General features: G+C 49.1%; 14 protein-coding genes. 2 read left to right on the forward strand and 12 right to left on the reverse strand.

Annotation, left to right across the window (positions count from 1 at the left end; all coding sequences use genetic code 11):
- Nucleotides 1–140 precede the first annotated feature (140 nt).
- Nucleotides 141–668, forward strand: a complete 528-nt coding sequence (locus tag ACYVEA_RS12695) for a hypothetical protein (protein ID WP_461113794.1) — start codon at nucleotides 141–143, stop codon at nucleotides 666–668.
- Nucleotides 669–858: 190 nt separating this feature from the next.
- Here ACYVEA_RS12695 and ACYVEA_RS12700 read toward each other — a convergent pair whose 3' ends face one another.
- The 3 genes from ACYVEA_RS12700 to ACYVEA_RS12710 all read right to left on the reverse strand — a co-directional run bounded on the left by ACYVEA_RS12700 (nucleotide 859) and on the right by ACYVEA_RS12710 (nucleotide 2877).
- Nucleotides 859–1473: a GEVED domain-containing protein gene (locus ACYVEA_RS12700; protein ID WP_461113795.1), complete on the reverse strand. Its 615-nt coding sequence runs from the start codon at nucleotides 1471–1473 to the stop codon at nucleotides 859–861.
- Between the two features lie 427 nt (nucleotides 1474–1900).
- Complete coding sequence (locus ACYVEA_RS12705; protein ID WP_461113796.1) at nucleotides 1901–2125, reverse strand: hypothetical protein; 225 nt, start codon at nucleotides 2123–2125, stop codon at nucleotides 1901–1903.
- An 11-nt stretch (nucleotides 2126–2136) separates the two neighbouring features.
- A complete protein-coding gene (locus ACYVEA_RS12710; protein ID WP_461113797.1) occupies nucleotides 2137–2877 on the reverse strand; it encodes a hypothetical protein in 741 nt (246 codons plus the stop codon).
- Nucleotides 2878–3153: 276 nt separating this feature from the next.
- Here ACYVEA_RS12710 and ACYVEA_RS12715 point away from each other — a divergent pair, with 276 nt between their 5' ends.
- Complete coding sequence (locus tag ACYVEA_RS12715) at nucleotides 3154–3474, forward strand: hypothetical protein (RefSeq protein WP_461113798.1); 321 nt, start codon at nucleotides 3154–3156, stop codon at nucleotides 3472–3474.
- A 14-nt stretch (nucleotides 3475–3488) separates the two neighbouring features.
- Here the strand turns inward: ACYVEA_RS12715 and ACYVEA_RS12720 are convergent, their stop codons facing one another.
- From ACYVEA_RS12720 to ACYVEA_RS12760, 9 genes are all read right to left on the reverse strand, one after another.
- A complete protein-coding gene (locus ACYVEA_RS12720; protein WP_461113799.1) occupies nucleotides 3489–5051 on the reverse strand; it encodes a tyrosine-type recombinase/integrase in 1563 nt (520 codons plus the stop codon).
- A 183-nt stretch (nucleotides 5052–5234) separates the two neighbouring features.
- A complete protein-coding gene (locus ACYVEA_RS12725; RefSeq protein WP_461113800.1) occupies nucleotides 5235–5441 on the reverse strand; it encodes a helix-turn-helix domain-containing protein in 207 nt (68 codons plus the stop codon).
- Nucleotides 5442–6880: 1439 nt separating this feature from the next.
- The gene (locus tag ACYVEA_RS12730) at nucleotides 6881–7879 is read right to left on the reverse strand and encodes an AlbA family DNA-binding domain-containing protein (protein ID WP_461113801.1); all 999 of its coding nucleotides are present in this window, start codon (nucleotides 7877–7879) and stop codon (nucleotides 6881–6883) included.
- Between the two features lie 110 nt (nucleotides 7880–7989).
- A complete protein-coding gene (locus ACYVEA_RS12735) occupies nucleotides 7990–8334 on the reverse strand; it encodes a carboxymuconolactone decarboxylase family protein (protein WP_461113802.1) in 345 nt (114 codons plus the stop codon).
- Between the two features lie 55 nt (nucleotides 8335–8389).
- On the reverse strand, nucleotides 8390–9751 hold the full coding sequence (locus ACYVEA_RS12740; RefSeq protein WP_461113803.1) for a DUF4041 domain-containing protein: 1362 nt from the start codon (nucleotides 9749–9751) through the stop codon (nucleotides 8390–8392).
- Nucleotides 9752–10014: 263 nt separating this feature from the next.
- Entirely contained in the window at nucleotides 10015–20427 is a 10413-nt protein-coding gene (locus tag ACYVEA_RS12745; RefSeq protein ID WP_461113804.1) for an LPD1 domain-containing protein, read from the reverse strand.
- Nucleotides 20428–20478: 51 nt separating this feature from the next.
- A complete protein-coding gene (locus ACYVEA_RS12750; protein WP_461113805.1) occupies nucleotides 20479–22116 on the reverse strand; it encodes a hypothetical protein in 1638 nt (545 codons plus the stop codon).
- Nucleotides 22117–22190: 74 nt separating this feature from the next.
- Entirely contained in the window at nucleotides 22191–23147 is a 957-nt protein-coding gene (locus ACYVEA_RS12755; RefSeq protein ID WP_461113806.1) for a hypothetical protein, read from the reverse strand.
- 29 nt (nucleotides 23148–23176) lie between these two features.
- On the reverse strand, nucleotides 23177–23644 hold the full coding sequence (locus ACYVEA_RS12760; protein ID WP_461113807.1) for a hypothetical protein: 468 nt from the start codon (nucleotides 23642–23644) through the stop codon (nucleotides 23177–23179).
- Between the last annotated feature and the right edge of the window lie 11 nt (nucleotides 23645–23655).

Consider the following 23655-nt stretch of genomic DNA (forward strand, 5'->3'; position numbering starts at 1 on the left):
GAGTTTACAGTAGACAAACGAATTGCTCTATAAAAGAAGGAAAACTTTTCAATGAATTTGATAAATACCCCATCGCAAATAAAAATGAAATTCAATTGTGACAATTTATCCATCTGTTTATTCACACTAATTTTCCAATCGTGAAAAACCTTTCTCTACTTCTTTGCCTGTGTTTTGTGGCTCAACTCAGCTACGCTCAGGCCACTTTCGAGTACGATGCAGCTGGTAACCGGGTCAAACGAACTGGCAGCCCTGACCTTTCAATCCTTCTCAACGTTTCGCCTACTACTACCTACGGCACCACCAATCTGACCGCTCGAATATCGGTGTTCAACCTTAGTCAAGTACCCACCGTCGGAACCATCACTGTCTATCTGTCCAAAGATCCTTTAGTCAACTTTACGTTTGATCCCACCGCTACCTTTGTGGGGACCGGTTTGGTGCAAAATGCCAATTGGAGCTTTGATAATAGCAATCCTAACTTTTGGATTCTGACGTCCAGCATCGTTATTGCGGGCGGCAATTCTTCTCGGGTAGGCTTGAGTGGCGTGATCACACCTGGCAATACGAGAGGTTTATTAAGCCTCACTGCGCTTGTTTCGAGCGTGGGTGATACGGTTGCGAGCAATAACGCTGCTTCAACCTCTGTTCAATATTTCGAGAAGTAACGCTGGCGCGACAAGCGCCTTTTAGCTCGCTCCTCTTTTAGGAAACTCTCTTAGGATTGGCTATGGCTCGGCCCTAAGTTTCACGAGACTTAGCTGGAGGGTCAGCTTTGTTGAGTCGACTGCTTACCGCTATCCTTCGAGGAAAGGCGCGGCAGCTCGACCGGAATGTTTTGATAGTCCAGCCAGGCAGCTAAGGCTGAACATCCAACGCCAACCGGGCCGTCGAGATGAAAATCAACTGCCCTCCGGGGCTATACAGTACCCGGAGGGCACGGGCTATAAAGTTATTTGGAACGGTTATCCGATGACCGATCTGCACCAGATCGTTCGGGCTAGGTAGCTGGTGGCAGGACCAAACCGTAGGGTCATCCCAATCGCCAGCTTTGAGTGTATACAGGATGGTACAGGGATTGACCGTGACCATAACAGCATCGCTGGAGGAGTTCACGCCACACGCATTGACGACTTGGGCTATCGTATAGGTGGTGCTGACGGCCGGCGTTACGGTGAAACTAAAGAAGGACGTAGCAATCCCCGTAAAGCTGAGGGGTACCCCAGGACTGGCGTTGACGGTCAATGAAAAGGGAGGGGTACCCATCAAACTAGCCGTAAGCGTCGTGGTTTGGCCGCTGGTCAGGGTAGCACTTCCGCCCAGGCTGGCCACAGGAACGCTACAGGCCGGTTTGATGACTAGGCAGTACTCTTCCGTTTCGCCGTACCAATAGCTACCGCAGGGATCGGTGGGTACGGTACTATACACTCCTACTACCCGCATGGTGACCGTACCGGCGGAAGTGCTGGCCAAGATGGCGCGGCTACGTATTACTGGTTACTGGGGGGCGATAGCATCATTAAAACGTATACGTCTACTGGCCGTAGCAGCGGCTGGATCCGGGTGACAGGGTATAATGCCGCCCAAAAAGCGGTTGAGGGCACCTTTGAGGTAGTCGTCGTCACGCAAACCGAGGCTGCTTCCTTTCAAAAAGGTATGTTCAAAGCCTTAGTAAAGTGATTGAGAACAATCATCAATTAACTTAAGCAGGTTGTCGGTTAGAACATCAACCAGAGTCGGGCCGCTTGTATTATTGAAGCCCAACGTAATGGGGAGGAATGTGAAGCTTGTGGCTCCTGATCAAGCCTGACTTGAAATGATAACGGTCCTGCCAACAATGGTAGGACCGTTATCTTATTATTTGGATATAGTTAGTGTTCAGAAAGACTACTCTAAATGGTCAGGGCTCCTGCCCTTCGGCTATCAGGCCCAGGTGATATTCAGCTTCAGCGGCTATCATCGGCTCGCCATTGGACCAGATGTACCGGTTAGGTGGGCAGAGGTTGCCCTTAGCGTCAATGGTCTGGGCAAAGCGTCCATAGATAGCAAATTCGTGGACGCCGTAGGCTTCGCACAGGGCGATCAGTTGTTTCTCGAATTCGGTATCAGTTAGGGTCGTTTTCATAGGTGTAGCGATTATTTTACCGGTTTAGAAGGTGCTTGAGCGCTTTCAACCTTTAGCACGAACAGGACCATTCGTAGGGGTATAGTGATGTAATCTTCTTTGCAGTCTGGATGGTCATACCCCAGCGTAATGGAATTAGCATCCACTTTCTTGACTCGGCCAAAGCTGAGTTTACGTAGTCTGTTTTTTCGCTGCCGAAAAAAAACAACCACTACGCTGTCTTTCTTATAATCAGCTTGGTCAATGATCACACAGGATAAGCTATCACCCTTGTTAATCATAGGGCTCATCTTATCATGAAAGGCTCGGAACGAGTGTCTATCCCGCCATTCACTAGGTTTAGCATGGATATGATCAGGAAGGGGATAAGGAGCTAATTCAAACCAACTCATCTCTTTGTTGATTTCAGCCTGATATTGCAAGTGATCTGCTATTGATTCGTTGGCCTCTTCAATTGAAATAGTGAAAATGCCTTCTCCAATCCGCGTTCTGTAAACATGACTATCTAAGAGTTCTATGTAAGCCGTCAAGCTACGTCGTACACTTCTTTTTTCAAAGGCTGCCAAAAATTTACCTTTTTCAGCATAAGCGAGCGTGTCTACTGCCCATTTACGCAGGGAAAGAAGCGTAGTTCTTTCTAAAGTACGGCCCTCCTCGGAAACTTGAGGAAGCTCTTCTTGGGTGTTTTGGCCCGATTTCTGGTTGGTGTTTGCATGGGAATCCCTACCCACGTAGTTTTGCTCCGTGTTCATTTTGATAGATGTTAAAGTGTGACACATAGCCCCTCCGCTTTATCTGCCAAGATTCGTAGCGTTGGGGCTATTCCATAGATAAACAAGGTATCTACCGTTAGGCTGGGCAATCATATCTGATTCTATACAGCCGTTTTCGTTCCTATAATATCGTGAAGTAAAACTACCTTATTTTATAGTATAAAGCAAGTATAACTACCTGAAATTTATAAAATGTTATAGTTTCTGTGTATTTAACTTTAATGTCGTTAAATTTATAATAAAAAATAGCTTCACATGACAGAACCCGTTACGCGAATCAAGGCTATTCTCGATGCGTTGAATACAACACCCAATGCTTTTGCGCTTGCTTATGGCTTAAATGTGCCAACTATGTATGCTTTTGCAAACGGCTCCCGTAATCCTGGCTATGATACATTGGTCAGTATATGCACCGTTGAACCACGGATATCCGCCGAATATTTACTCCGGGGCGAAGGTGAGCCCTTGAGAGATAAACAGTTGTCAACCGCACTGACCACAGTTGAGCAGTTGAAGGAGCTTAAACAGGAAATAATTCAATCCTTGGATATGCGGATACAGCAGTTGGGGGGCTAAGACCGGTACCCTGTTTACATGGGAGGCAGCTTGCTGACTTGGTTAGCGGCTAATTCGCTGATGTTAACCTGTACGCGCTCCATGCTCCGGTCAATAGAGGTACCACGCACTTTGACATAATATTTTTCCGTCGTTGAAATACTCCGATGGCCAAGCATTAAGCTCACGTCGGCAATTCGATGCCCGGCGGCTAACATCAAACTGCCAAACGTTTTTCGAGCTGTCTTGATAGTAATACGCCAAGGGATACCAAGGTCCTTTTGAATTTGATGGGTATATTGATTTAAGCAGTTGCTGGTTAAACGAATGGGTCCATTTGGCCACATATTAAACAGTGCATTTACCTCATTAAGTAGTGGTAAGTGATATTCGCTATGAGGGGGTTTATGGCGATGGCCCACTATTTTCCAGCCAGCTGGCCCAAGCACCTCGAATGCTTTTCGATTTTTAGCATAATCAATCGCATCCAGATAGTCCATTCCGGTGCAGCACATCAATAGAAACCACCAGTAAGTAATTCCTTTTGTCCCCTTCAAATCCAGGGTTAGCAGGTGGTGTACGTGTTCAGCCTCTAAAAAAAGGACCTCTTTGTCCGGTGATTTTGGCCACCCTATTCGACTAATTGGATTGGTGGTTATCAGATCCTCCTCAATCATCCAGTCGAGCACGTTTGAGATCTTAAGCACAAACCGGGTAGCTTGGCTGATACTGATGGGCTTAAGGCATTTTGGTCCGCCAATCTGGGTTTGCAGCCAGGTATGAAAACGCTTGGCCCAGCCCAGACTAATTTTACTCACAACTGGCAACGGTACTTCAGTGGCATCGGCAAAAGCATTCAGCAATTTCAGGCCCCTTGCCCAGCGGCCTAAGGTGATATCTGACAAGCCCCCAGCCGTATTCTTTTTCGTGTGTAAATAGGCGGTATAGGCTTGGTAGGCAAGAGCCAATGAACTCTGGGGCGTCAATTCCTTCATGAGTTTATAAGCACTTTTAGGATCATAGGTGGGTTGAGAATAGCCCCATTTACCCTTGATTAACTCAGGTGTTTCTCCGGTTATTAGTTCCAGGGAAATCGACTTGGCACTAGGGACGAACCCGGCATCCTCCTGTTTTTGATAAATTCGTTTGGCCTTTTTCTTAACCGCAGCTAGTTTTCGATTAAGTGGATCACCAGGTAAGCAGCTGAGTTGCCTCTCATTTGACCAGTTGGCGGGATTAATGACCAGGGAATTATCTAGGTAAGTTTCTGCGGATTGTAGTTTTTCACCCTGCCGTACGCGGACTGTGGCCATTAAGGGGTGTGGGTTGCGGAATTCCTGTCCTTTGGTAGGTTTGATTAATTTGAACCGAATAGTAAGTGGTAGGCTTCGTTGGGCTAATGACTGGCGACTGTATTTACGTGGTCGATTAGACAGATCGGATTTACTTCTCTCGCTTTTCTGAAGGAGAGGCTCAGCGTGTGACTTCAGAGAACTTGAATCCTGATTGGTATTAGTTGATTGAGATTCAGGATTAGTGGTTTGCTCAAGGGAGGAAGTAGAACTCTCCTTTCCTGAGTACTTTTTTTTCGTTGGCATGATAAGGGTTCGTTAGAAAGCAAGGAAATCCATCCCACTCCCAATCATTCACAGCCAAGAGGTTTTACCTATTTGCTTTAGCGACTAGCGGAAAAATTTGTAGGTAACCTTTATCCTGTTCTATTTCTGATTGCTAACCAATATTAAGAAACTTACATTAAAATACATGTTCGAAGAGAAAATTTATTCAAAAGTTACTGAAAGATTAACTCCTAAGGCATTAGATAGGCGATGTAGTGTTTCCAAGGTTAAGTTCTGATTTCCATTTTCGAAACGACTTAATGTTGCTTCTGCTACGCCAATCTTTTTCCCTAACTCCTTTTGGGTTAATCCCTTTGCTTTTCGTGTCTCTCGAATTAGTTGTCCGACTCGTTCTGTAATCTCTGACATAGACGTATTTTGCTTTTATTTAAAGATAAATATTATAATGTGTACTGATACACAATTCTATATTTTTTATAGGAAAACAATTAAGCCTTTACCGAGAACTTGTCTATAACCATTTGAAAGTCAACGCTACGGGATTTTCCCGTTCCGGGAATGATATTCGTAAGTTGTCTATATACTCTATTTTATTTACCCCTAGCGACCAGCAGGGTGATGTATTACAGTAATTTGAAAGTAAAATGCTTTTGTAAACGAAGTCCTAAAAAGAGATAGCGTTAGGATTACTAACGCCATTGAAAATCAATGTATAAAGTGGAAAAGCCGGTATTTGTCACTCAAGATTGATCTTAATTATCTATGGCTTTACGTGCCCCCAACTTTGGGGAGTCATATTTTGCTAAGCGATTGTCGGAGAAACTGAATGTGTAGGCAAACTACCCTACTTGTGACACCGGCACTGCCTCCTCCTGCGGTCGTGCGCTTTTGGACTGATTACGTTTGAAGCGGAGGCAGTGAACGCGGCTCAACTAGCTGATTCACAATGCCAACTCAACGTTGAGTTGGCTAAATAGCTGGTTCTCAACGTCCCCGTTTTGGGTGACGTATCAAGACGAGGTTTACAGCTATCTATTATAACTACTTGATCCTCAACGACGCCAACTCCGGCGACGTACAGCTAAGACATAGAGCCATACCAATCCCCTTATCTATTACTATCGATAGCATTCGTTCCAAAACAAGATCCAATTACAGCCAGACCCACCATCAATACATAAGGGATTCCTTAGACAACCACGCTGGAAAGTAGCCGGGGCGAGGGAAAAAACAGCGCGGCTTCGCTCCCAGACGGGTGGATAGTCTTATAGACCAATGGTTATTTGAGTTCTGATCTTTTAGACCAATGGTTACTGGGTTTTTGTGAGTTGTCTAGTAGCCCATAAGTCATTGTATTTTCAGCATATCGGCTGATAAGTGGTGGTATATCTTTTCAACCCTGCAAAAAAAACATCCGTGTTTATTTCTGGACAAAAAAAGCGGACCGGGGGGTATGTTTTTATATAGCTTGGAGTCCCGCTCTGCCACTATATCGTCAGTATATGCAGGGGGAAGGAGTCCCTTATTTAAAACCGATAGTGAATAGTCGAATCGCCTTATCGACCCTTTACATAGAATCTACTGCCCTTCTGCTATTCACTATATGTAGGTACTAAAGAAAGACTGTATTATACCATGTATAGATTGTACTACCATTTTTAGTTGTATTTGTCTTCTATTGTCTCAATGTGTGACAATAAATATACAGTATGTAGATTGTAGCAGGGCGGGTAGTTTTAATGGGAATACTGGGAAGTTATGGAGTTGAAAGGGGGATCAATGTGGGAAGGGGAGAAAGGATGGATGAATAGGGGATGAATAGGGATGGTCTTCAGCTTAAATAAAAATCATTCAAATTTATAGTCTCGGATTTCTTCCTTTCTGATTATTGCTACTGATTGTAAATGGCTGAATTCACTATTTAGTTGGTACTCTATCTCATAAGCTACAGATTTGGTTGGTCTGTTTGAAGCGCCATATAGTATAAGTATTCGTGTAAATGGATTATCACAAAATCCCTTAATCGTTGGAATTTCAAGGCGGATCTTTTCGCTTGCAGGTAAACCGTAAGCTACCATATCTGCTACTTTCTGAATAAACAGAGTTTTCGCGTCAAGGCTTGTTCGTTGTCCTGAATACAATGGATAAAAAGCCCCTTCTGAGCCTGCCAAAAGGTTTATAGAACAGTAGACGTTCGAATCAGTATCATACGGTGTGGCAGATTCTATATTGATAGTCATATCTGCATTGATTATAGATTTATACAGCGTATTGTTTGCTAGTGCAACAACAGGGAATAGATCAATCCCGAGAGATAAATTAGATACCCTTTCTTGCTTGAACAATGCTTCAACCAAATAATGCGGGGCTGCCACACTCTGACCATCCAGCCGTACAGGATATTGTTTTTTGTATTGATGCGGTTTGTTCGAGCTTTCCTGTACCTCAATCAGATAAACAAATCCGCTACCAGGCATCAAGACCGATTCGACACGTATACCAGTGGGCATATAAGATATGTTATCAGAAATAGCCCTGATAATACTGTCTTTGGTTGTGATACTGCTAGGGATAGGTGTTAAATCTCCCTTTACGGTTCTATAATGGTCATTGACGGCAATGTCGTGTGGCGCCCCAAAAACCAATAATCCACCTTCTGAATTGAGGAATGCTGCAACTGTACGTAAAATCCCATCAAGACTCAGTTTATCTTTGGCGTAATAGCTTTTGAATTCAAGCGTAAGTGATTCGTCATTTTCTACAGCAAAGTAGGTAACCAAATCTTCTGCATTGATGCCATCATCTAATGGTTTTCCAATGTGAATCTTAGCGAATGATGTTGCCATTTAGCAATTATTAAAATAACGGATGCATTAATACTCGTTATTTCTTGTCGGCTCAATAATACTGTGACGTGAAGTAAGGTTAGTCGATAACTAAATGGAATCCAGTAGGGCTAAACGGTACTTGTGCTGGCTTCTTCGAAAAGGCGCATGGCCATTAGACCATTGCCAACAGCACCGCCTGCTCGAAGTGCTGCCGCAATAAATACGGTTTCAGCAATCTCTTCGCGCGTGGCACCGGCCTGAACCGCATTCTGGATGTGAGATTCGATGCAGTAGGCGCATTGCGTGGTCAGCGCAACTGCCACGGACATCAGTTCCCGATATTTGATAGGAATGACACCATCCTTCCGTTCGGCAGTATGTTTGAGATTAAGGAAGGCGGCAGCCTCTTTGGGTGCCGATTTAATGAGAGTATCCGTGTACGCTCGGTCTTTGGGAGTTTGATATTCGGTCATAGGAGTTTATAAAAAAAGGAATAGTCGCATAAGTACCATTGATTATGAGTTGACATCAGACTAAACTACTTGGAAACTCCTCTGCAATAATCTGCTCAACACTCATGGGTTCTACCTGAGAGTTTAACTTGTCAATAATTGCTAATGTCTCTCTGTATTCCATTGCTTCGGGCAATTTGATGAATTCGCCCTCGAATCCTAACTCTTTAATTTTCCCCTCAATTTCATCCAGCGAGACGTTGAAGAACTCTTTCCGGTAATTCAGCATGTTTACCTTTTTATCGGAAAAGGCTTTATGTAATCCATTTTCGAGCGTCCGTGCCTCATCAGAATAGATCATAGCATGAATATCGAACTGGAATGGGACAGAAGCATCGCCTAACTCTCGAACTCGGTCCAATGGCTCTAAGCGCCTTGTCATGCCAATTTTATAGACGTTTTCTCCAAAGGAACCAATATTTGAAATCACGTAAACGTGCCCACGTTTCGTTTGCTGGGCCATCGATAATGCTCGCTCCTTTTTTTCTTGTGCATCTCTGAGCGCCTGTTCCAGGCTTATAATTTGAGATTGCAGCTTGTCGTATTTGTCACCTGTTGACAATTCAAATTCTCTTCTGGCCTTTTCTAACGCTTTTTGATAATTCGCTTCTTCTTTTTCCGCCTCCCTCTGTGCCTGTTCAAATTCTCTTCTTGCTTTCTCTTCTTCGCGCAATTCCTCCTGAATGGCCCTCATGGCTTCTTTCTCCTGCTGCCTTTTAAGTTGATACTCATGTTCCAAGACGAGTTCTTTTACCTTTAAATCAAGGTATGGCCTATTTATATAAACATTGAACCCCTCTCCTAATTTATTTATGGCATCGAATAGCTTTTGTATACGCTCCTTCATTTGATTGATGTTGTTCCATTTTACTTTGGCAATCATCACGTCACATTCGCCATTGAAGGCCCTGAGCATCAATTTTTTATAAACTTTAACTACCGCCCTACCTTTTGCCTCACTTCCTGCCACTGTCCATTGAGTACTACAAGTAGCAGCCGTATCTGCACTGATCATTGACTTTTGACGGTCAATAATTCTGTTTTGCTCAGCTCTATACTCATCGGACTTTTCAAAATCGTACACCGGTTCGTATACCCCAAATTCAATCAAATCTAACTTAGATTCAAAAAGACTAACTTCTTTACGTAGTTTGGCATACGTACCCAAAGCAGCTTTATAGTCAGAATTTAAGGCACTAAGATTTTCTTCGGCAGATATTATCTCGGCGTTTTTTGCGCCAATTAGCTGCTCCAACTCATTTTGTTGTTTAATTACTTCCGCTTCTACATCAATAATTGCTTGATAACGGCTAAGTTGTGATTTGAGATTTTCAATCTCTTCAAGTTCCTTCTTCTTCAAAAAATCAAAAAATCCCATTGTTTTCTGTGATTAGGTATGTTTACGTTTTTACAAAAGCAAGGACCTGAATGACATTAAAAGGTCTATATGATAGCCGATAAAGCTAAGTAATGGTAGCAAGGTGAGATAAGCAGTGCTTTACGTATCCCACTGATGCTAAAGGTCTTTTTTAGGGTTACTACTTATATTTTGTTACGAAATAAAATATGCCCTACTTACCAGGATTATTTGGCAAGTAGGGCATTAGCATAAGTGGCAAGTATCTACCATAATCACTTTGATTACGGCACCATATTCACGAACTCAGCACTCTCACTAGCCTTTGGTTCTTTCTTTCCCTGCGCTACTTTGAGCATCAGTTTGGGTAAAGCACTTGGCACCCCCATCAGCCGGGTGGTGCTGCTCACAATGTTCTGACTCATGGCATTCAATTGCTTGGCCTGCTTCTGGGGATCATCCTCGCCCATGTAGTTGTAGCCTGCTTCCAGCCCTTTCACCAGGCGATCAAACGAATCAGCCGCTGGGTAGGATAAAAACTCATCTGACCAGGGAGCACTGTCGAATCGCGTGGTGAGTACAGCCAACGCTTCCGTCGGCACCGAGGGAAACGTGGTGAGCAAATTCCGGGACACATCCCAGGCAAATGATTCGACCGGGGCTTCATCCTCCTCGCCGGTCAGGGCATTGGTTAACCCTCGCCACAACGCATTGATCACCCCCATCAGCACCGCATTCAATACAATCATGTTGCCTCCCCGCCAGAGTAGTTGCTCTAACGCTTTTTGCTTGTCCACTCCATCCGAGGCATGAATGTAGTCGGCAGCCGAGGTAAGCACCGAGTTTAACAGCCGTTGGGTCTGGCCCGAATACAGGCCTACCAGCATCGAAAAGATACTTCGACTACGCGCCAGCGGTGTCTGATCACTCTGGGCACTCATCTGGTTGGTCACGTACATAGCTTCGGTCGCCAGATCCGCAATCCGCCGTTGGGCTTTTTCACTATCCAGTGGGATGGTTTGACCAAAACGACCTGCCGCAATTTCAGCCTGCACCTGATATTTAGCCGAGAGATACGTAACGATCAAATTCGCCCGGTCAGCGGCTCGCATGCCCCGCAGCGCTACGTCCGCTACCTCGTGAATACCTTTTCGAACGGCTTGGACAGAAGCGTCTTTCGCGTTGACTGAGAAATCATCCACCGATGGCGCACCCAGATACGTATCGTTTTGGCCCAGTATCCGACTCAGCAGCGTGGCCGCATAGGGATTGGTGGCAATCTCTTTCAGATACGGCACTTCGGCCAGTTCATTCCCAAATAGATCATTGCCTGCTGTCTGCCGGGCAGGCCGGTAGGCGTCAATACCGAGTCTGAGGAGTTCCTTGCCTGCCTGTAAGATGAATGGGTTCTCGATGACTCCGGCATGAAACAAATTCAGATACGTAGAGAGCTGCTTGATCGGCATGGTCAGATTACCCCCGAAGTTTGACCGGGTAAGTCTCCTTACCCAGGCTTTGAGCCCCACATCTACGCCTGCGATCTTGAATTCACTGAAGGAATCCGACTTATCCAGACTGCCCGAAGGATTATTCAGATCCGCTTCCAGCGCTTCCAAATAGGGCACTACCCACTCCCGCGTCCAGGCTGTTTTATCCAGTGTTTCCGCGTGCCGATTGCGCCAACGCCGTAGATTCTCGATGGTGACGGCGGATTCAATAAACGTGTTCTCCTGCCGGGTATAATTCTCCAGTCTAGCGAGTACGTCCTGGCCAACAACTCGGAGCGGGGGCGTTTTACGCGTCTGCAAAATGCGGGCTTCGGTTAAGAGCGCACTGCCCTGACCCACGTTGTTGCGTTTGCCCGCTGGCGTGTATTTGGCCGTTGGATGATAATCCGCTTCCAGCACGAAGGGCTCACCCGTCAGAATCGTGTTGATCTCCGAGAGATACTCCCTCGCTACGGAATAGCTAAAGAAGTCTTCCACAGCTGAGAGTACATCCCCGTAGTCGGTTTGCAGCCTCTTTTCAAGCTGATTGAACGTAGCTTCGCTGATAAGAATCGTTTTAGGTACAGCCGCTTCCTCCGAGGGGTCCACATACACCCAGCCGTATTCACCCGTCACTGCCTGATTGTTCGCATCCAGACCAACACGCTGCCGAACGAGACTACCCGTTGGCGTTAGCTCGGCCAGGGCCGACGATTTGCCCGCTGAAGCTAATTGTGTTTTGATCGTGCGATATAAATCCAGGTAAGCCGCCACGGGTAAACTAACCGTCATTTTCTTGCCGTCAATCCAGCCTTCGAAATCCAACGTTTTAACGGACGATGCTGATGCCTTGCCATCAAATACAGATAAACCCGCTAGCTTTTTCGTTAGGTCAGACAGTTGCCGTTGGCGTACTAACGTGACCTCCGCCGCTCGCTCGACATACTCCCGACGGATCGTCTTGGTAATCTGCCGAAAGGCGGACCCAGCATTGCCCGATAGAATGTGTCCTACGGTTTCAGGCAGAAACAGATTCGAGCCAAACTTGGATGTTAGTAATTTCGAAACATATTTAGCCGGACCTGATACGTTTTCAGGATCAATCTTCTGAAGGGACTGCGCTAAGTCCTGCTGTTCACTGGTTAAATCAGCGGCCTGGTACTGACCGTGCTGGTCAATGATTAAATATTCACTACTGTGGATGGCCTGGGTATACGTGGTCAACACATCGGGTCTTCCGCCAACTCCTCCCTGCCAGAGCAAATCCCGCAGGCGTCCGGTCGCTTCACTGCCTTTGGGTCTGCCCGCTTTTAGCTCAGCGGCCAGGGCCAATAGTGCTTGGTTATCCAGTTCACCCTGAGCATTTATCAAGGCTCCGGTTGATCTGACTTTTTGCAGCGTAGCAACGGTTTTACTCTCCGGTGCCAGGGCTAGTAGTTCCCGAATTACGGGTTCCCATTGCCGTTTCAATATGGCGGCAATATCGGCGACCGGCAAAGCCAGCAACTGTTTACGGGCATCACTTTTGGGGGCATATAAACTTGATAGCGTCGCTAGCGACTGGGCTTCCACGTTTAGCAGGGGACGCGTTGGCTGATTGGAAGTCAGTGGCGTATTGCCGTAAATGAGTTGATCAATCGGCTCACTAACGGTAGGTACTGCCTCCTGCACATCCAGGTTGGTAAAGTCCCGCGTCACGGCACTGCCCGATACACCCGTGACGGTATAGGCGACAGCCTGGTTGTAGTTCACATTGCCAAAGCCTGGGGCTGCCGCCCGGCTCTGTTCATCGACCACAATGTAGTCCATAAACGTAGCGGGCAAATAGGGCATTTCCTGCGCTCGACTGGCCGTACTAAGTAGTACAAACCGGCTGGCTCCCGTTGCCTGACCCAATCGCTGACTACGGCCTGACAGGTCATGAACATCCTCCATCACATCGTATCCTGCTACCCCAAAGGAAGAATCGATACCGATCAGCACATGGTCGTAGTCTGCATCCTTCAAGAGGGCTTTAGCGACCAGAAACATATTGGCGGCTGGATTTTTGCCACTAATGTTTATACGCTCATTATAAAGCTGAGCGGGTGGGTTTTTGTAATCCAGTTCAGCGACATTTCCCAGATGATCAATCACTGAATATTTATCCGTGTCAATGACGACTGAACCTAACATGGGAACGCTGGTTTGCTCGGTTAGCTTGGCCGTGGTGTTGACGTCGTGCTGAGATACTTGGTGGTTGCCCGAGGGGTGATTGTGCAGCAGGTAATAGCCATCGGCCTGGTAGGCATCAATCAGCGACTGAACGTAGCTACCCGTTCCCAGGCTGGTAGCGGCTGGTAGACCTGCCGTGATAGCGACGTTGCCCACAATGACTCCGTTTTTGACAAGCACTACGTGGCCTTTCTCAATCAACGGGGAACGATGAATCTGAAACAGATCTACGAGGTCGGCGTGGGATTGGACCCGAGTGCCCGCAAAGTTGACATAACCAGACTCTTGGTATCCCTGTATAACCGTTCTTTGCTGGATACGCGCCCGTAACTGGGAAAGTCCTCGATGATGATTGGTACCCCCGTCAGCTGCAAGTACCGATTCCACCAGTACCTGATTCTTAAGTCCATTAAATAATCGCTGTTTCGCTTCCCGGAAGAGAGCCTGCGAACCGTAGCTTTTTGAGAGGTGGTCATGATAATCCGGGTTTGACTCGGTTAAAATTACGACATTGTTGGCATCGGTTTGTGCTTCGATGGTGTCAAACAGGTGCTGAAACGCGTTGGTAATATCCACTCGCTCCTGACCTTCTGGGTATGGCTTTTCCCCAAAAAGGGCGTAGAACAGGTTATCTGCGCCGTGGATCAGGTATTGACTAGCCTGGCCTTTCTGGGCGATTTTATCCTGTACGAAGGCTTCAAACGCTCGGGCCATTAGCTCATGCGGAGAAGACCAATAAGGCGCTGCCCGGCTGGCATCTAACTTCTGAGCATTGGCCACAAAATCCGTTTTGACACTGGCTGTCTGTAAAGCGCCTGATTCAGCTCGTCCATTTTCAGTCAGTGCCCGTTGATACCGAACCAATTCACTGCTGACGTTATCATACTGGCCCACTTTACTACCCCTGGCTTCTTTGACCACATCGTACAAAGCTTTCTCGGTAGCATAATAATAATCCCCGTTGAAGCGAGATTTCTCGCGGGCGTACCAGGCCCGTTCACCAATACTGCCAGCCACTAACTCACTGGCTAGCTGGTCAAATTGGTCTAACTGCTCGGGTGTAGCGGGCTTCTTTTTCCGGCCATACGACGACTCACGGGTCAGGGTGCTACGCAGGTCAGCTAGCGCCTTACTCAGCGTTTTACCCGTTCGGGTAACCGCATCCTGCGTTTTGCTCACATCAGCCGCTTTCTCCACCGTCTTCGTAGATAGGGCTTTCCAGATGGCCTCAAATGCCTCCGCTAGTTCTTTTCGAACCCCGGAGCGAACCAGCGATTTACCATGTGAAAAGTACACCCGGTCTTTACTAGGTACGTCAAAAACACCCTGCTCATTTCGCTGGGATGAGGCTTTGCCATCCTGTTTAGCCAGGTAATTATCCAGACCGTGGAACCACTCGTGAGCCAGTGAACCGGCCCCTTTGACCTTCGTGAGGTTGATAACGGCCCGGCTGGTTTCATAGTGGGCAGCGGCACCGGACAAACCCTTACCACGGCTGCCAAATCCAATCGAGAGTTCACCCCCCAGACTCAGCGCCCGTGGCGGTACATCTAACGCAGTGGCCAGGTCCATAAAGGCATCATAGGCCAGGTTCAACACTTCCTGCCGCTCGTCAGCCGCCAGCCAGTTACCAAATTCTCCGCCCCGGAAACCGAACGTATCGAGTAGCAATTGAGGGGTGGCATTCTTGCCGTTCCGGTAATCCTTGCCCGTTCGCTGAATGGAATCCAGATGAGGGCGCTCGATGACGGGGGACTTTTTGCCAATAATCTCAGTAGCGTGTTCAGCCATGTACTGCAAGGCGGCTTCACGGGTCGGGAAGCCATCCTGCACATCCCAGACTTTTCCGTTACTATACACCCGGTAAATAGCGTAGTTGCCCTCGGCTTTCTGGTACACCCGGTGATTGCTGGCCACCTCAACCAGGGGAATCGAATCGTAGGCTTGTTGCTCGGTTTTAAAGCCCCGTTTGAGGGTCCGCATGAAGCTCCCATTCACTTGGGCCACATCAAACGTGCCGTCCTTCCCCGCAAACACTTTGTATTTCTTGGCCCAACCCGGTTGTTTGTCACCTTCTTTCTTGCCCAGTTTGTAGCCTCGCTCAGCGGTGTCTTTGCGGGCAGCGCCAATTTTCTGGCCAAAGTCAGACAGTTTTTCCAGCGTCTCATCGGCTTCGGCTTGCTGTTCGGCGGACAATTCTTCATTAGTCTCCGTTGGTGCTTTTACCTGCTGGTCGGCTAGCTCCTCCACCGCCAGAGCTTCATTTTCGGTATCAATCGTCTGACTGGAAATCTCCGAGGTGAATAAGCTAGTTTGTTCAGGAGCGGCTAGAGCCAACTCAACAGCCTGCTCACGGGTGGCTTGCAGATTAGCTATGATAGTCTGATTGGTGGCTAGTTGGGCCTCCATGTCAGACAGCTTCTGCTGAGCCGCATCGGCAATGTCAGCCGCTTCACTAATGGATTGTGGTGAGTCTGTATCCGAGCGTTTGACGGTGGCCAGGGTCGGCTCAATTAGGCGACGCAGCGGGCTAGTCTTGGCTAGCTGATCGGCCTCCTGTTTGGTTTTGCCCCGTAAACCCGCGAAGAAATCAACTACATCCGGGCTGGTAATAGCCGAAAGCTGACTTTCCGCACTAGCCTTTAGATCCTCGTATGTTTGGGCAACTGCTGGATTGCGGGATAAGTATTGTTCGATGGGAATACCCGCCGAAACAAAACCATTGCCTGCATTATACCCCACGTCTACGAGCTGACCATTCTTTGCTACCAGCAGATCACTTGAATTGGGAAGGGGGAATATGCCATTTGTATAGACAGCTACCGCTTTTTGGGCGGCTGCCTGTGCTTTGGTTAACGCATCTACATAAGGATCGGTATTGGTATAACTTTCTTCCGTCTGAGTGCGGGTACGTAGCTTGTCGGCCTGACGGGTTAATTGATCGTTCTCCTGAGTCAGCCGGGCAATAGCGTTCTCGTATTCACTATGGATAGTCTTAATACGATCCTGCTGCTCAGGGCTTAACTCAATTACTCGGTCTGGCTCCAGTCTATCAGGGGTGGTGTCTGACCCGCTTCCTCCCGACGTGTCATCTCTCTGGCCAGGTAACCCAGCGTCTTCGCTCGCTGAGCCATTTTGACTACGTTCGGATTCCAATCCGGCTGCGTCTGTGGATCGAGTGGTATTTCTGGCTGTTGTGGTTGTTGGGGCATTTGATTCGATTCCATAAAATAAGTCGGTTAACTGGTTATAGTCTTCATTTGATAAGGCTTGCAACTCGCCAAGATGTTCCCAGGCTTCAGCACTCATCCGGCTTGATTCCTGCTCGGCGAATGTTAGCTGTGACCACTCGGTATATTCTTTATTAGTCAATGGTACTTGTTGAGCCACATCGTCCAACAAGGGCAGTAGCGTGTCGCGTAATCCTTGGTAACGCTCAAATATACCATTTGCTCGTAGGAGATGGATGACACCCACCCAGTCCAACCCATCCGCCGTAACGTAGTTTTCGGCTACAATGTCAATGAGTTGGTCTTGTATGCCGACGGGTACGCCTGCCTGATCCATGCCCGCCATTAATGGCTCCATCAACTGGATTGGTGTCATGGCCGTTGTATCTGCTACCACTGCATCCGATTGGCCTAGTTCGGCCTGAACTTGCTCTTGTTGATAACTGATCAACTGCTGCTTGGGGCCACCATTATGCGAGAACGACTGCACGGTGTCGATAATATGCTGCATCACCGCCTGTTCATCAGTAGCGTCCATATTCTGCCCCAAGCTCTCTTCAACAATCGAGCGAGCCAGCAGATCCAGCGAAGGCGCTTTATCATCCCCAGCTGTATAGGCCAGATAGGGATTGCCCCCCTTTGCTGTTTTCATCAAATTCGGATCACCATACTGCGCCAGATCAGATCGGCGCAACCGGTTTCCTTTAGCAAAGTAGGAAAGGATCGCTTCGTGTAAATCCCGTGGCTGACGCTCAATTACATCAGGCTGCTTGTTGCCACTACGTTTCTTTGTCTTCTCTACCACATCCGGGCTGGTCCCAACCGGCGCTGGGCTGGCGGGTTCGCCCGTAGGCCGTCCGTCTGTTGCTGACTGGGTGGACTGGTCGGTAGTTGGATCGCCTGCCGTTTCTGACTGGCTAGTTCCCGCTTCAGGGCCGTCAGGCTGGCCGGATTCTGCCCAAGTAAGCGCAGTGTTGATTGCTGATGCTTCATCCAGGCTTCGCGTTGTTTGCTCAAGCAGGTCCACAAGTTGCTGTTCGGAATCAGCGGGGATGTCTCCGGTGTTAATAATTTGTTCAATTTGGTCAAGGATTGCTGGCCCGCCAAGTAAGTCTGGGGCAAGGTTTGTTGCATTCTCAATAAGCCTGCCGCGTTCTTCTTCTGCTGCAAGCCGAGCAGATAGGGTATCCGGCTCTGAGGGGGTTGGTAAGGAGTCATTGAATGCTAGGCTGGTTTGCCCGTTTTGAGATTGCTTGATTAAGTTCTGCGCCTGTCCATAATCACCCGACTGCAAGGCCCCGGTTACACTGGACTGCAATTCGGTGGGCAGTGCGGCCAGATCATCACGGGTAATACCGGCTTGCTGCATCTGATCGCCCAAATAGCTCTCTGCCCAATCAGCCCAGCCATAACCGGCTTCCGATGGATTGGACGCCTGTGAAGCCATTGCAGCCTTGAGCCACTGTCCTTTGCGAGCCAAATCTTGTTTCTGCCAATCGGGCGCATCACTAGGTAGTTCGTTTACTTCTTTTTGGTAAACGGCTTCGGCTTGGCGCAAGCCATCTAGGTCATTGTCCTGATAATTTTCGGATAGCCGACTTCGCCAGTTCATGTAGGGTTCCGCTACATCCGCATTGCGATCAAAGGCATCAAGCAGTTCGTCGTGCCGGGTCTGATCGGCAATGGGATGAAGGCTTACATTTGGCCGTCCCTTCGAGGGGAGTTTATACCCTTTGAAGCGTCCCACCGTCGGATCAGTGTCTTCTGTCACATCAGTCTGTGCGCCATCGGTAGCCGTTTCCACTCTGAGTACCTGACGGCCAGTCGGACCATTGGCCAGCACAAACCGGCCATCGGGCGTATCCATTGTTTGGCTGAGGTCTGCTACATCGTGCTCGGCAAACTGATCAGGACCCGAAGGCTGTTGTGGCTCGATTGAATTGCGATTATCCCACTGATCGGCCAGTGCCTCCAGTGTAGGCTTGTATGACTTCAAGGTTTGCGCTCGGGTCTGCGGATTCATCAGCCCCGCCACCGACTGTTTGATGGTGTTGTTGATGGCTTCAGCTAACTGCGCTTTACGCGGTAACTCCTGATGGATCAGATCGTGCGCTTCGGCCTGATCGAGCGTCGATAAATCATCCTTCGGAACCCACTGACCGGGTAATCGCTCATCAGCTAACTCAGTCAGTCGTTGCATGGGAGCCTGCACTTCGTTTTGCAAGCGTTGTTCCCACTGCTGCTGTTGATTGTCCAGATTGAATAAAGCAAACCTAGTGGATGCATCACTATTCGTTCTAGCCAGTCGTGATGACACACCTACCATTCGGTCCAGTGTCGATAAAGCCTGACCGTATTGACGGTCATCCAATTGTCCATCGGCGTGGAGCTGAGCGGCAATTTTATACGTACCGAGCCTCGAACGCGGGGAAGCAAAGCCTTCGTTCTCGCCCAGAATATCCACGTCAGGATGTTTCGCCTGAAACTGCCGAACGTCCGTATCCAGTTTACCCCAGATAGTTTCCTGGCCAATATGGGTCGGTGTTCCCGAAAAGAAGCCCCGCATCAAGCCACCCGCCAGCCCACCCATGGCCGTTCCCGTTGCCGCCTGAATCAAGGCACTTTGCAGGGTCGGATCAAAGCCCTTACCACCCAGGGCATCATTCCCGTAATACGTATCGAACAGCTTCTGCATGGCCGATTCAGTCACGCTCTGCGCCCCTTCTTCAAAGGCTTCGGATTTAGCCCCCGACTTGATTTGCGCTAAGATCACATTACGCACTTCGGGCTGCTTGAGCCGGTCAAAAAAGGACTTACCCGCTACGTTCAATACATCTTTGAACGCTTCTTCCGAGAGTTCCTTTCCCGCCAGGGACTGAAAGCCATCGGCAGCGGCTTCTTTCGAGAGTTGACGCACGATACTGCTGGCTTCACCCGGTGCCAGCTTCAGCGTTTCCATCAACGCGTCGGCTCCTTTGAACTCCAGCGCAGACATGGCAGCGGCAAACGGCAACGTCCACAGAGCGGCTTGATTACGGGAGTATCCTGCCCTTAAAGCGGCCTCTTTCGCTCCCGGCAACTGCTCAAAAAAACCAATGGCAGCCGATTGCAGGCGCGGGTCAGTCAGCATTCGCATCGCCAGTGTGCCCGCTGACGCTGCCTGTCCAGCTCGTCCGACCTGACCTACCAGGGGAATCATGGTGGAAGTAATGTAGCCCGCCATTGTGCCCAGACTAGCCGCCAGCGCCCGCGTATTGATGCCGGTCTTCTCGTCGTAAATACCCGCCTGCGCTTCGGGGCTGACGTAGAATTTCGCTTTATCAAAGTATTTGTCCGTGGCATCATCCCATTTGCGATACCAACTCGTGTCAGACGGGTTACTCACCGCCGAGACGGCAAAGTCCGCAATGGAGGGTATCACATCGGTGACGCCCTGGGCCAGATCGACGTAAGCGTTTTTGAAGTTTGCGCCCAGATCATCGAAGGCTGTCCAGTTGGGATTGCCCGTCTGTTTAGCCCTTTGCTCGGCGTAGCCAGACTTACCCACATGATACGAACCAACGGCCTGTACCGTATTGGAGCCGCCTCGGTAGTAGTCAATCGTATTGGCCCAGACGCTTTCGGCCTGGTCACGGGGCATGGCGTTGAGCCGGGCGGCAAAAGCCGCTGGGTCATTGCCGCCCGTGGCTTTCATTTTGGCCGCTACGTCGGCGGGAATGGGTAAGGGAGCTAGTTTGGGTATTGGTTTTGAGGGAGCTGGTTGCATGAGTCGTTGTTGTTTAGAGCGTGTTGGTTACGGTTGGGTGAATCGATTGAGCTAGTCGTCATTATCGTATAAGCCGCCACCCGTACCGCCATCGTAGAGGGATTCGGTCGCGCCGATCTGGCCGGATTTATTAAAAATGGGGTTGCGCTGGTTGATCTGCTGGTACTGGGCGGCCGTCAGCTTATGGTCGATCAAGACTGGCACATCGTAGTATTTGACGCCATCGACTTCGCCCACAAAGACGGCGGCTCCTTTGCCGGTGGGTGTGTCGGAGTTGAAGCCGGGCAATCCATCACTGCGAAAGGGTACCGCTCCCTGAAAGAGTTTGCCGGAGCGGGCCTTCTTGGCTTCATCGGACGAAAGCCGGACCACCGCCTGCACTTTGACCCGGTGGCTGCCCGTCGTCTTCTCCAGTTCGGAGCGTTTGCTGTCGTCCACAAACACATCGCCCACACTGACCACTTTCACATTCAGACCCGATAGATCCGCCTGTCGGGCATCCAGACCGCCCGCCTGATTGGGCACCACGACGTGCACCTTACCCAGGGAGTTGGTATTGAACACCGTCTGACCGGTAGCCTTGTCTTTATTGGGCCTTACACCCGGTAGCATCGAGAGAAGTTTATCCCGAATCAGACCGCCATCAAAGCCTACCAGCGAGCTAAAGCCCGCCTGCTGGGGACTCAGCGGTTTCATATCGCCATCGTAGACGGATACGGGTACCGCTCCCGGATTGCCAAACCGGTCTACAGTCCGGATATTAGGCTGCGACATGGTAATATTCCAGTCACTGACAGCCCCCTGTCCCGAAGCATTCTTGGCGATGGCATTGCGATCCCGGGCAATCTGATTGCGCTCTTTGCTTAAGGCGATATTGGCCCAACCTTGTTTGGTACGCTCAGCCTCAAAGGGATTCACCGCATCATGTTTATAATACACCGGAGCCAGCATCGGACCGGTACGTTGTAAATACTCCATGGCGTCCTGCGCCGTGAGTCCTTCGGTAGCCGTCAGGGCTGCCGCTATTTCCTGGGGTGTCGCCTGGTCAGGCCGAAACTTACCCAGCTTATCGACGCGTGGCGAGTACACGTCATCAAAGTGTTTACGCCATTTGCCATCTACCTTGAAAGCGCCCTGGTATGGTAACTCTTCGGTATCACCGTTGGAGAAATCCAGGTACGCCTGTTCCCAGGGCGCTACTTTGGTCTGCCCATTAGTGAGCTTATACTGTACTGAGCGAAATATCTTGCCGCTTTCGGCATCCTTCTGGGCCTGCACGAAGTTGCTGCGTCGCTGCAAAGCGTTGGCGTACAAGGGGGATCGCTGGGCCTCCAAAGCAAAGTTTTGAATGTCCTGATCGAGCATCGTTTTGGCATAGGTTTCGTGATCCCCACCAAAATCATTTTCCACCCGGTTGCGTATCGTCTTTTTCAGCTGGTCGAGGTGAAGCTGCCAGCGTTCATGATCCTTCGGCAAGAAGGGTACGTTAAACAATTGGGCTTGTGCCTGTTGTTGGAGGAGTGCCTGTTGCTTGGCCATTTCGACCTGCTGCTGGCTTTGCTGGGTCATAGCCGACTGCAAGGCCAGATTCCGGTCAGCATCGGCCCGTTTCTGGGCGTAGCTGATGGTGGGTTGTAGGAGCGCTAACGCACTCTGTATGGGACTGTACTGATTCAAGGGGTTTGCCATTAGTCGTTGTTGTTTACGGAGTTGTTTACAAGGTGATTTGTTAAAAGGGTTCGTATGTGATTTGCTGTCTACTATTAGGCTGGTTGTTTTTTCGGCGTAAGTGGAGGAAAAGCCGCTAATTGATCTGCGATGATCCCCCAGAGTTTGGCCGGTATTGGAAACGCTTCGTCTACCAGAGCCACGGCTAAGCGGAAAGGGTACTGATGGCCGCGTTTGGGCTGAATAAATACCAACAGATAAGTGTCCTCACCACTTTTTTCAAAGGCGCAGTAGGTGCGTCGTAAGGCGCTAGGTTGCCATTCAACCCAAAACACACAACCCCGCTGGCCGGTACGGGCTTTGGCTGCGGTATGAATAGTCTTAGCCGTATTGGGATTCAGGGGCGCATGCAACAAAATCTGTTCGGGTAACATCGAATGCGGTTCGGTTCCAGGCTGGCGAACGTGGTGGCCCTCAAAGGCCGGAGCTAACTGGTAATCAGCATAAAACAAGGTGAACATCTTCATAGGAGCACAAGAGGTTGATGGGGTAACGGAATCCTGTTGACCCGACAAAGTCGGATTGAGATAAAAGCTGGAGTGCTCCTGATTCACCAGCACCATCACGTTAATCAGCTCACCCTGCTTATTATAAATGGGGGTGTTGTTTGGGTTTAGATGAATACCCGCCACTGGGAGGAAGCCGCGCTCGATGGCTTCGGCCATACAGTGATAGCTTTCCAGCCCCTTACCATACAGTGCCATACCCTGATCAAAGGCGATCAGCTTAAACCCGCTGGCCTCAAAGCTCAACAGGTGCGTTAGCCGCTTACGGTCAAGGCTTGACATAGGAGCCGTTTGTATACAGATCCCTGATTTCTCAAACACAACTTGCTGGCCCGTCCTGAATTTATGCAGGAGGTTGATTCGTTCGGACTCTGAGGCCAGGGCGAGTAATCGGCTCACTCGTTGCCAATGGGTAGGCTGGTTGGGGGAAGCAAATTCGACCCATACCGGTGAGGGGGTTGATTTTAGTTTACGTGCGTGTTTCATGGGTAGGGCTGTTTATGGACCGGGACAATTCATTTAGAAATACCCAGGACACCTTCTTGCAAAATCGGTACGAATACATCCAGTAGATGGCCCGCCTGATTATAGACCGGCGTGTTCTGTCGATCCAGGGCAATATTGGGCGCAGGAATGAACCCAGCCTCCATTTTTTGCAGCATCGAAAAGCAGTACTGATCGTCTCGGTAGTAGACGCCTGAGCCATCGGCCGTGCGGAAGGAGTCCAGCTGAAAGCCGCTAATGGCAAAGGATTCCAGGTGATCTTTTAGCTTGCGTTCGTCCTCTGAAAAGCCTGTGTTCTCGACCCACATATCCGCATCGTCCAGCGTGATGATCTGTTTGGCGGTGAGGAGTTTGGTCATACTTCGCAGTTGACGGGTCGTTGCCTTCGAGCAGAGCCGGTGCAATTGAGCAAAGAAAGGATGGCAATCTCCGATGGTGGCCTGTACCCAGAAGGGCTCGGTTATACTTGGCTTGTTCATGCTTTTTTGTA

It is taken from the genome of Spirosoma jeollabukense (genome assembly GCF_054777855.1).

Bases quoted from the DNA above. Each gene is read 5' to 3' on its own strand.
- ACYVEA_RS12745 (WP_461113804.1), bottom strand. From the start codon at position 20,427: ATGCAACCAGCTCCCTCAAAACCAATACCCAAACTAGCTCCCTTACCC.
- ACYVEA_RS12740 (WP_461113803.1), bottom strand. From the start codon at position 9,751: ATGGGATTTTTTGATTTTTTGAAGAAGAAGGAACTTGAAGAGATTGAA.
- ACYVEA_RS12710 (WP_461113797.1), bottom strand. From the start codon at position 2,877: ATGAACACGGAGCAAAACTACGTGGGTAGGGATTCCCATGCAAACACC.
- ACYVEA_RS12730 (WP_461113801.1), bottom strand. From the start codon at position 7,879: ATGGCAACATCATTCGCTAAGATTCACATTGGAAAACCATTAGATGAT.
- ACYVEA_RS12725 (WP_461113800.1), bottom strand. From the start codon at position 5,441: ATGTCAGAGATTACAGAACGAGTCGGACAACTAATTCGAGAGACACGA.
- ACYVEA_RS12705 (WP_461113796.1), bottom strand. From the start codon at position 2,125: ATGAAAACGACCCTAACTGATACCGAATTCGAGAAACAACTGATCGCC.
- ACYVEA_RS12720 (WP_461113799.1), bottom strand. From the start codon at position 5,051: ATGCCAACGAAAAAAAAGTACTCAGGAAAGGAGAGTTCTACTTCCTCC.
- ACYVEA_RS12750 (WP_461113805.1), bottom strand. From the start codon at position 22,116: ATGGCAAACCCCTTGAATCAGTACAGTCCCATACAGAGTGCGTTAGCG.
- ACYVEA_RS12735 (WP_461113802.1), bottom strand. From the start codon at position 8,334: ATGACCGAATATCAAACTCCCAAAGACCGAGCGTACACGGATACTCTC.
- ACYVEA_RS12715 (WP_461113798.1), top strand. From the start codon at position 3,154: ATGACAGAACCCGTTACGCGAATCAAGGCTATTCTCGATGCGTTGAAT.
- ACYVEA_RS12760 (WP_461113807.1), bottom strand. From the start codon at position 23,644: ATGAACAAGCCAAGTATAACCGAGCCCTTCTGGGTACAGGCCACCATC.
- ACYVEA_RS12755 (WP_461113806.1), bottom strand. From the start codon at position 23,147: ATGAAACACGCACGTAAACTAAAATCAACCCCCTCACCGGTATGGGTC.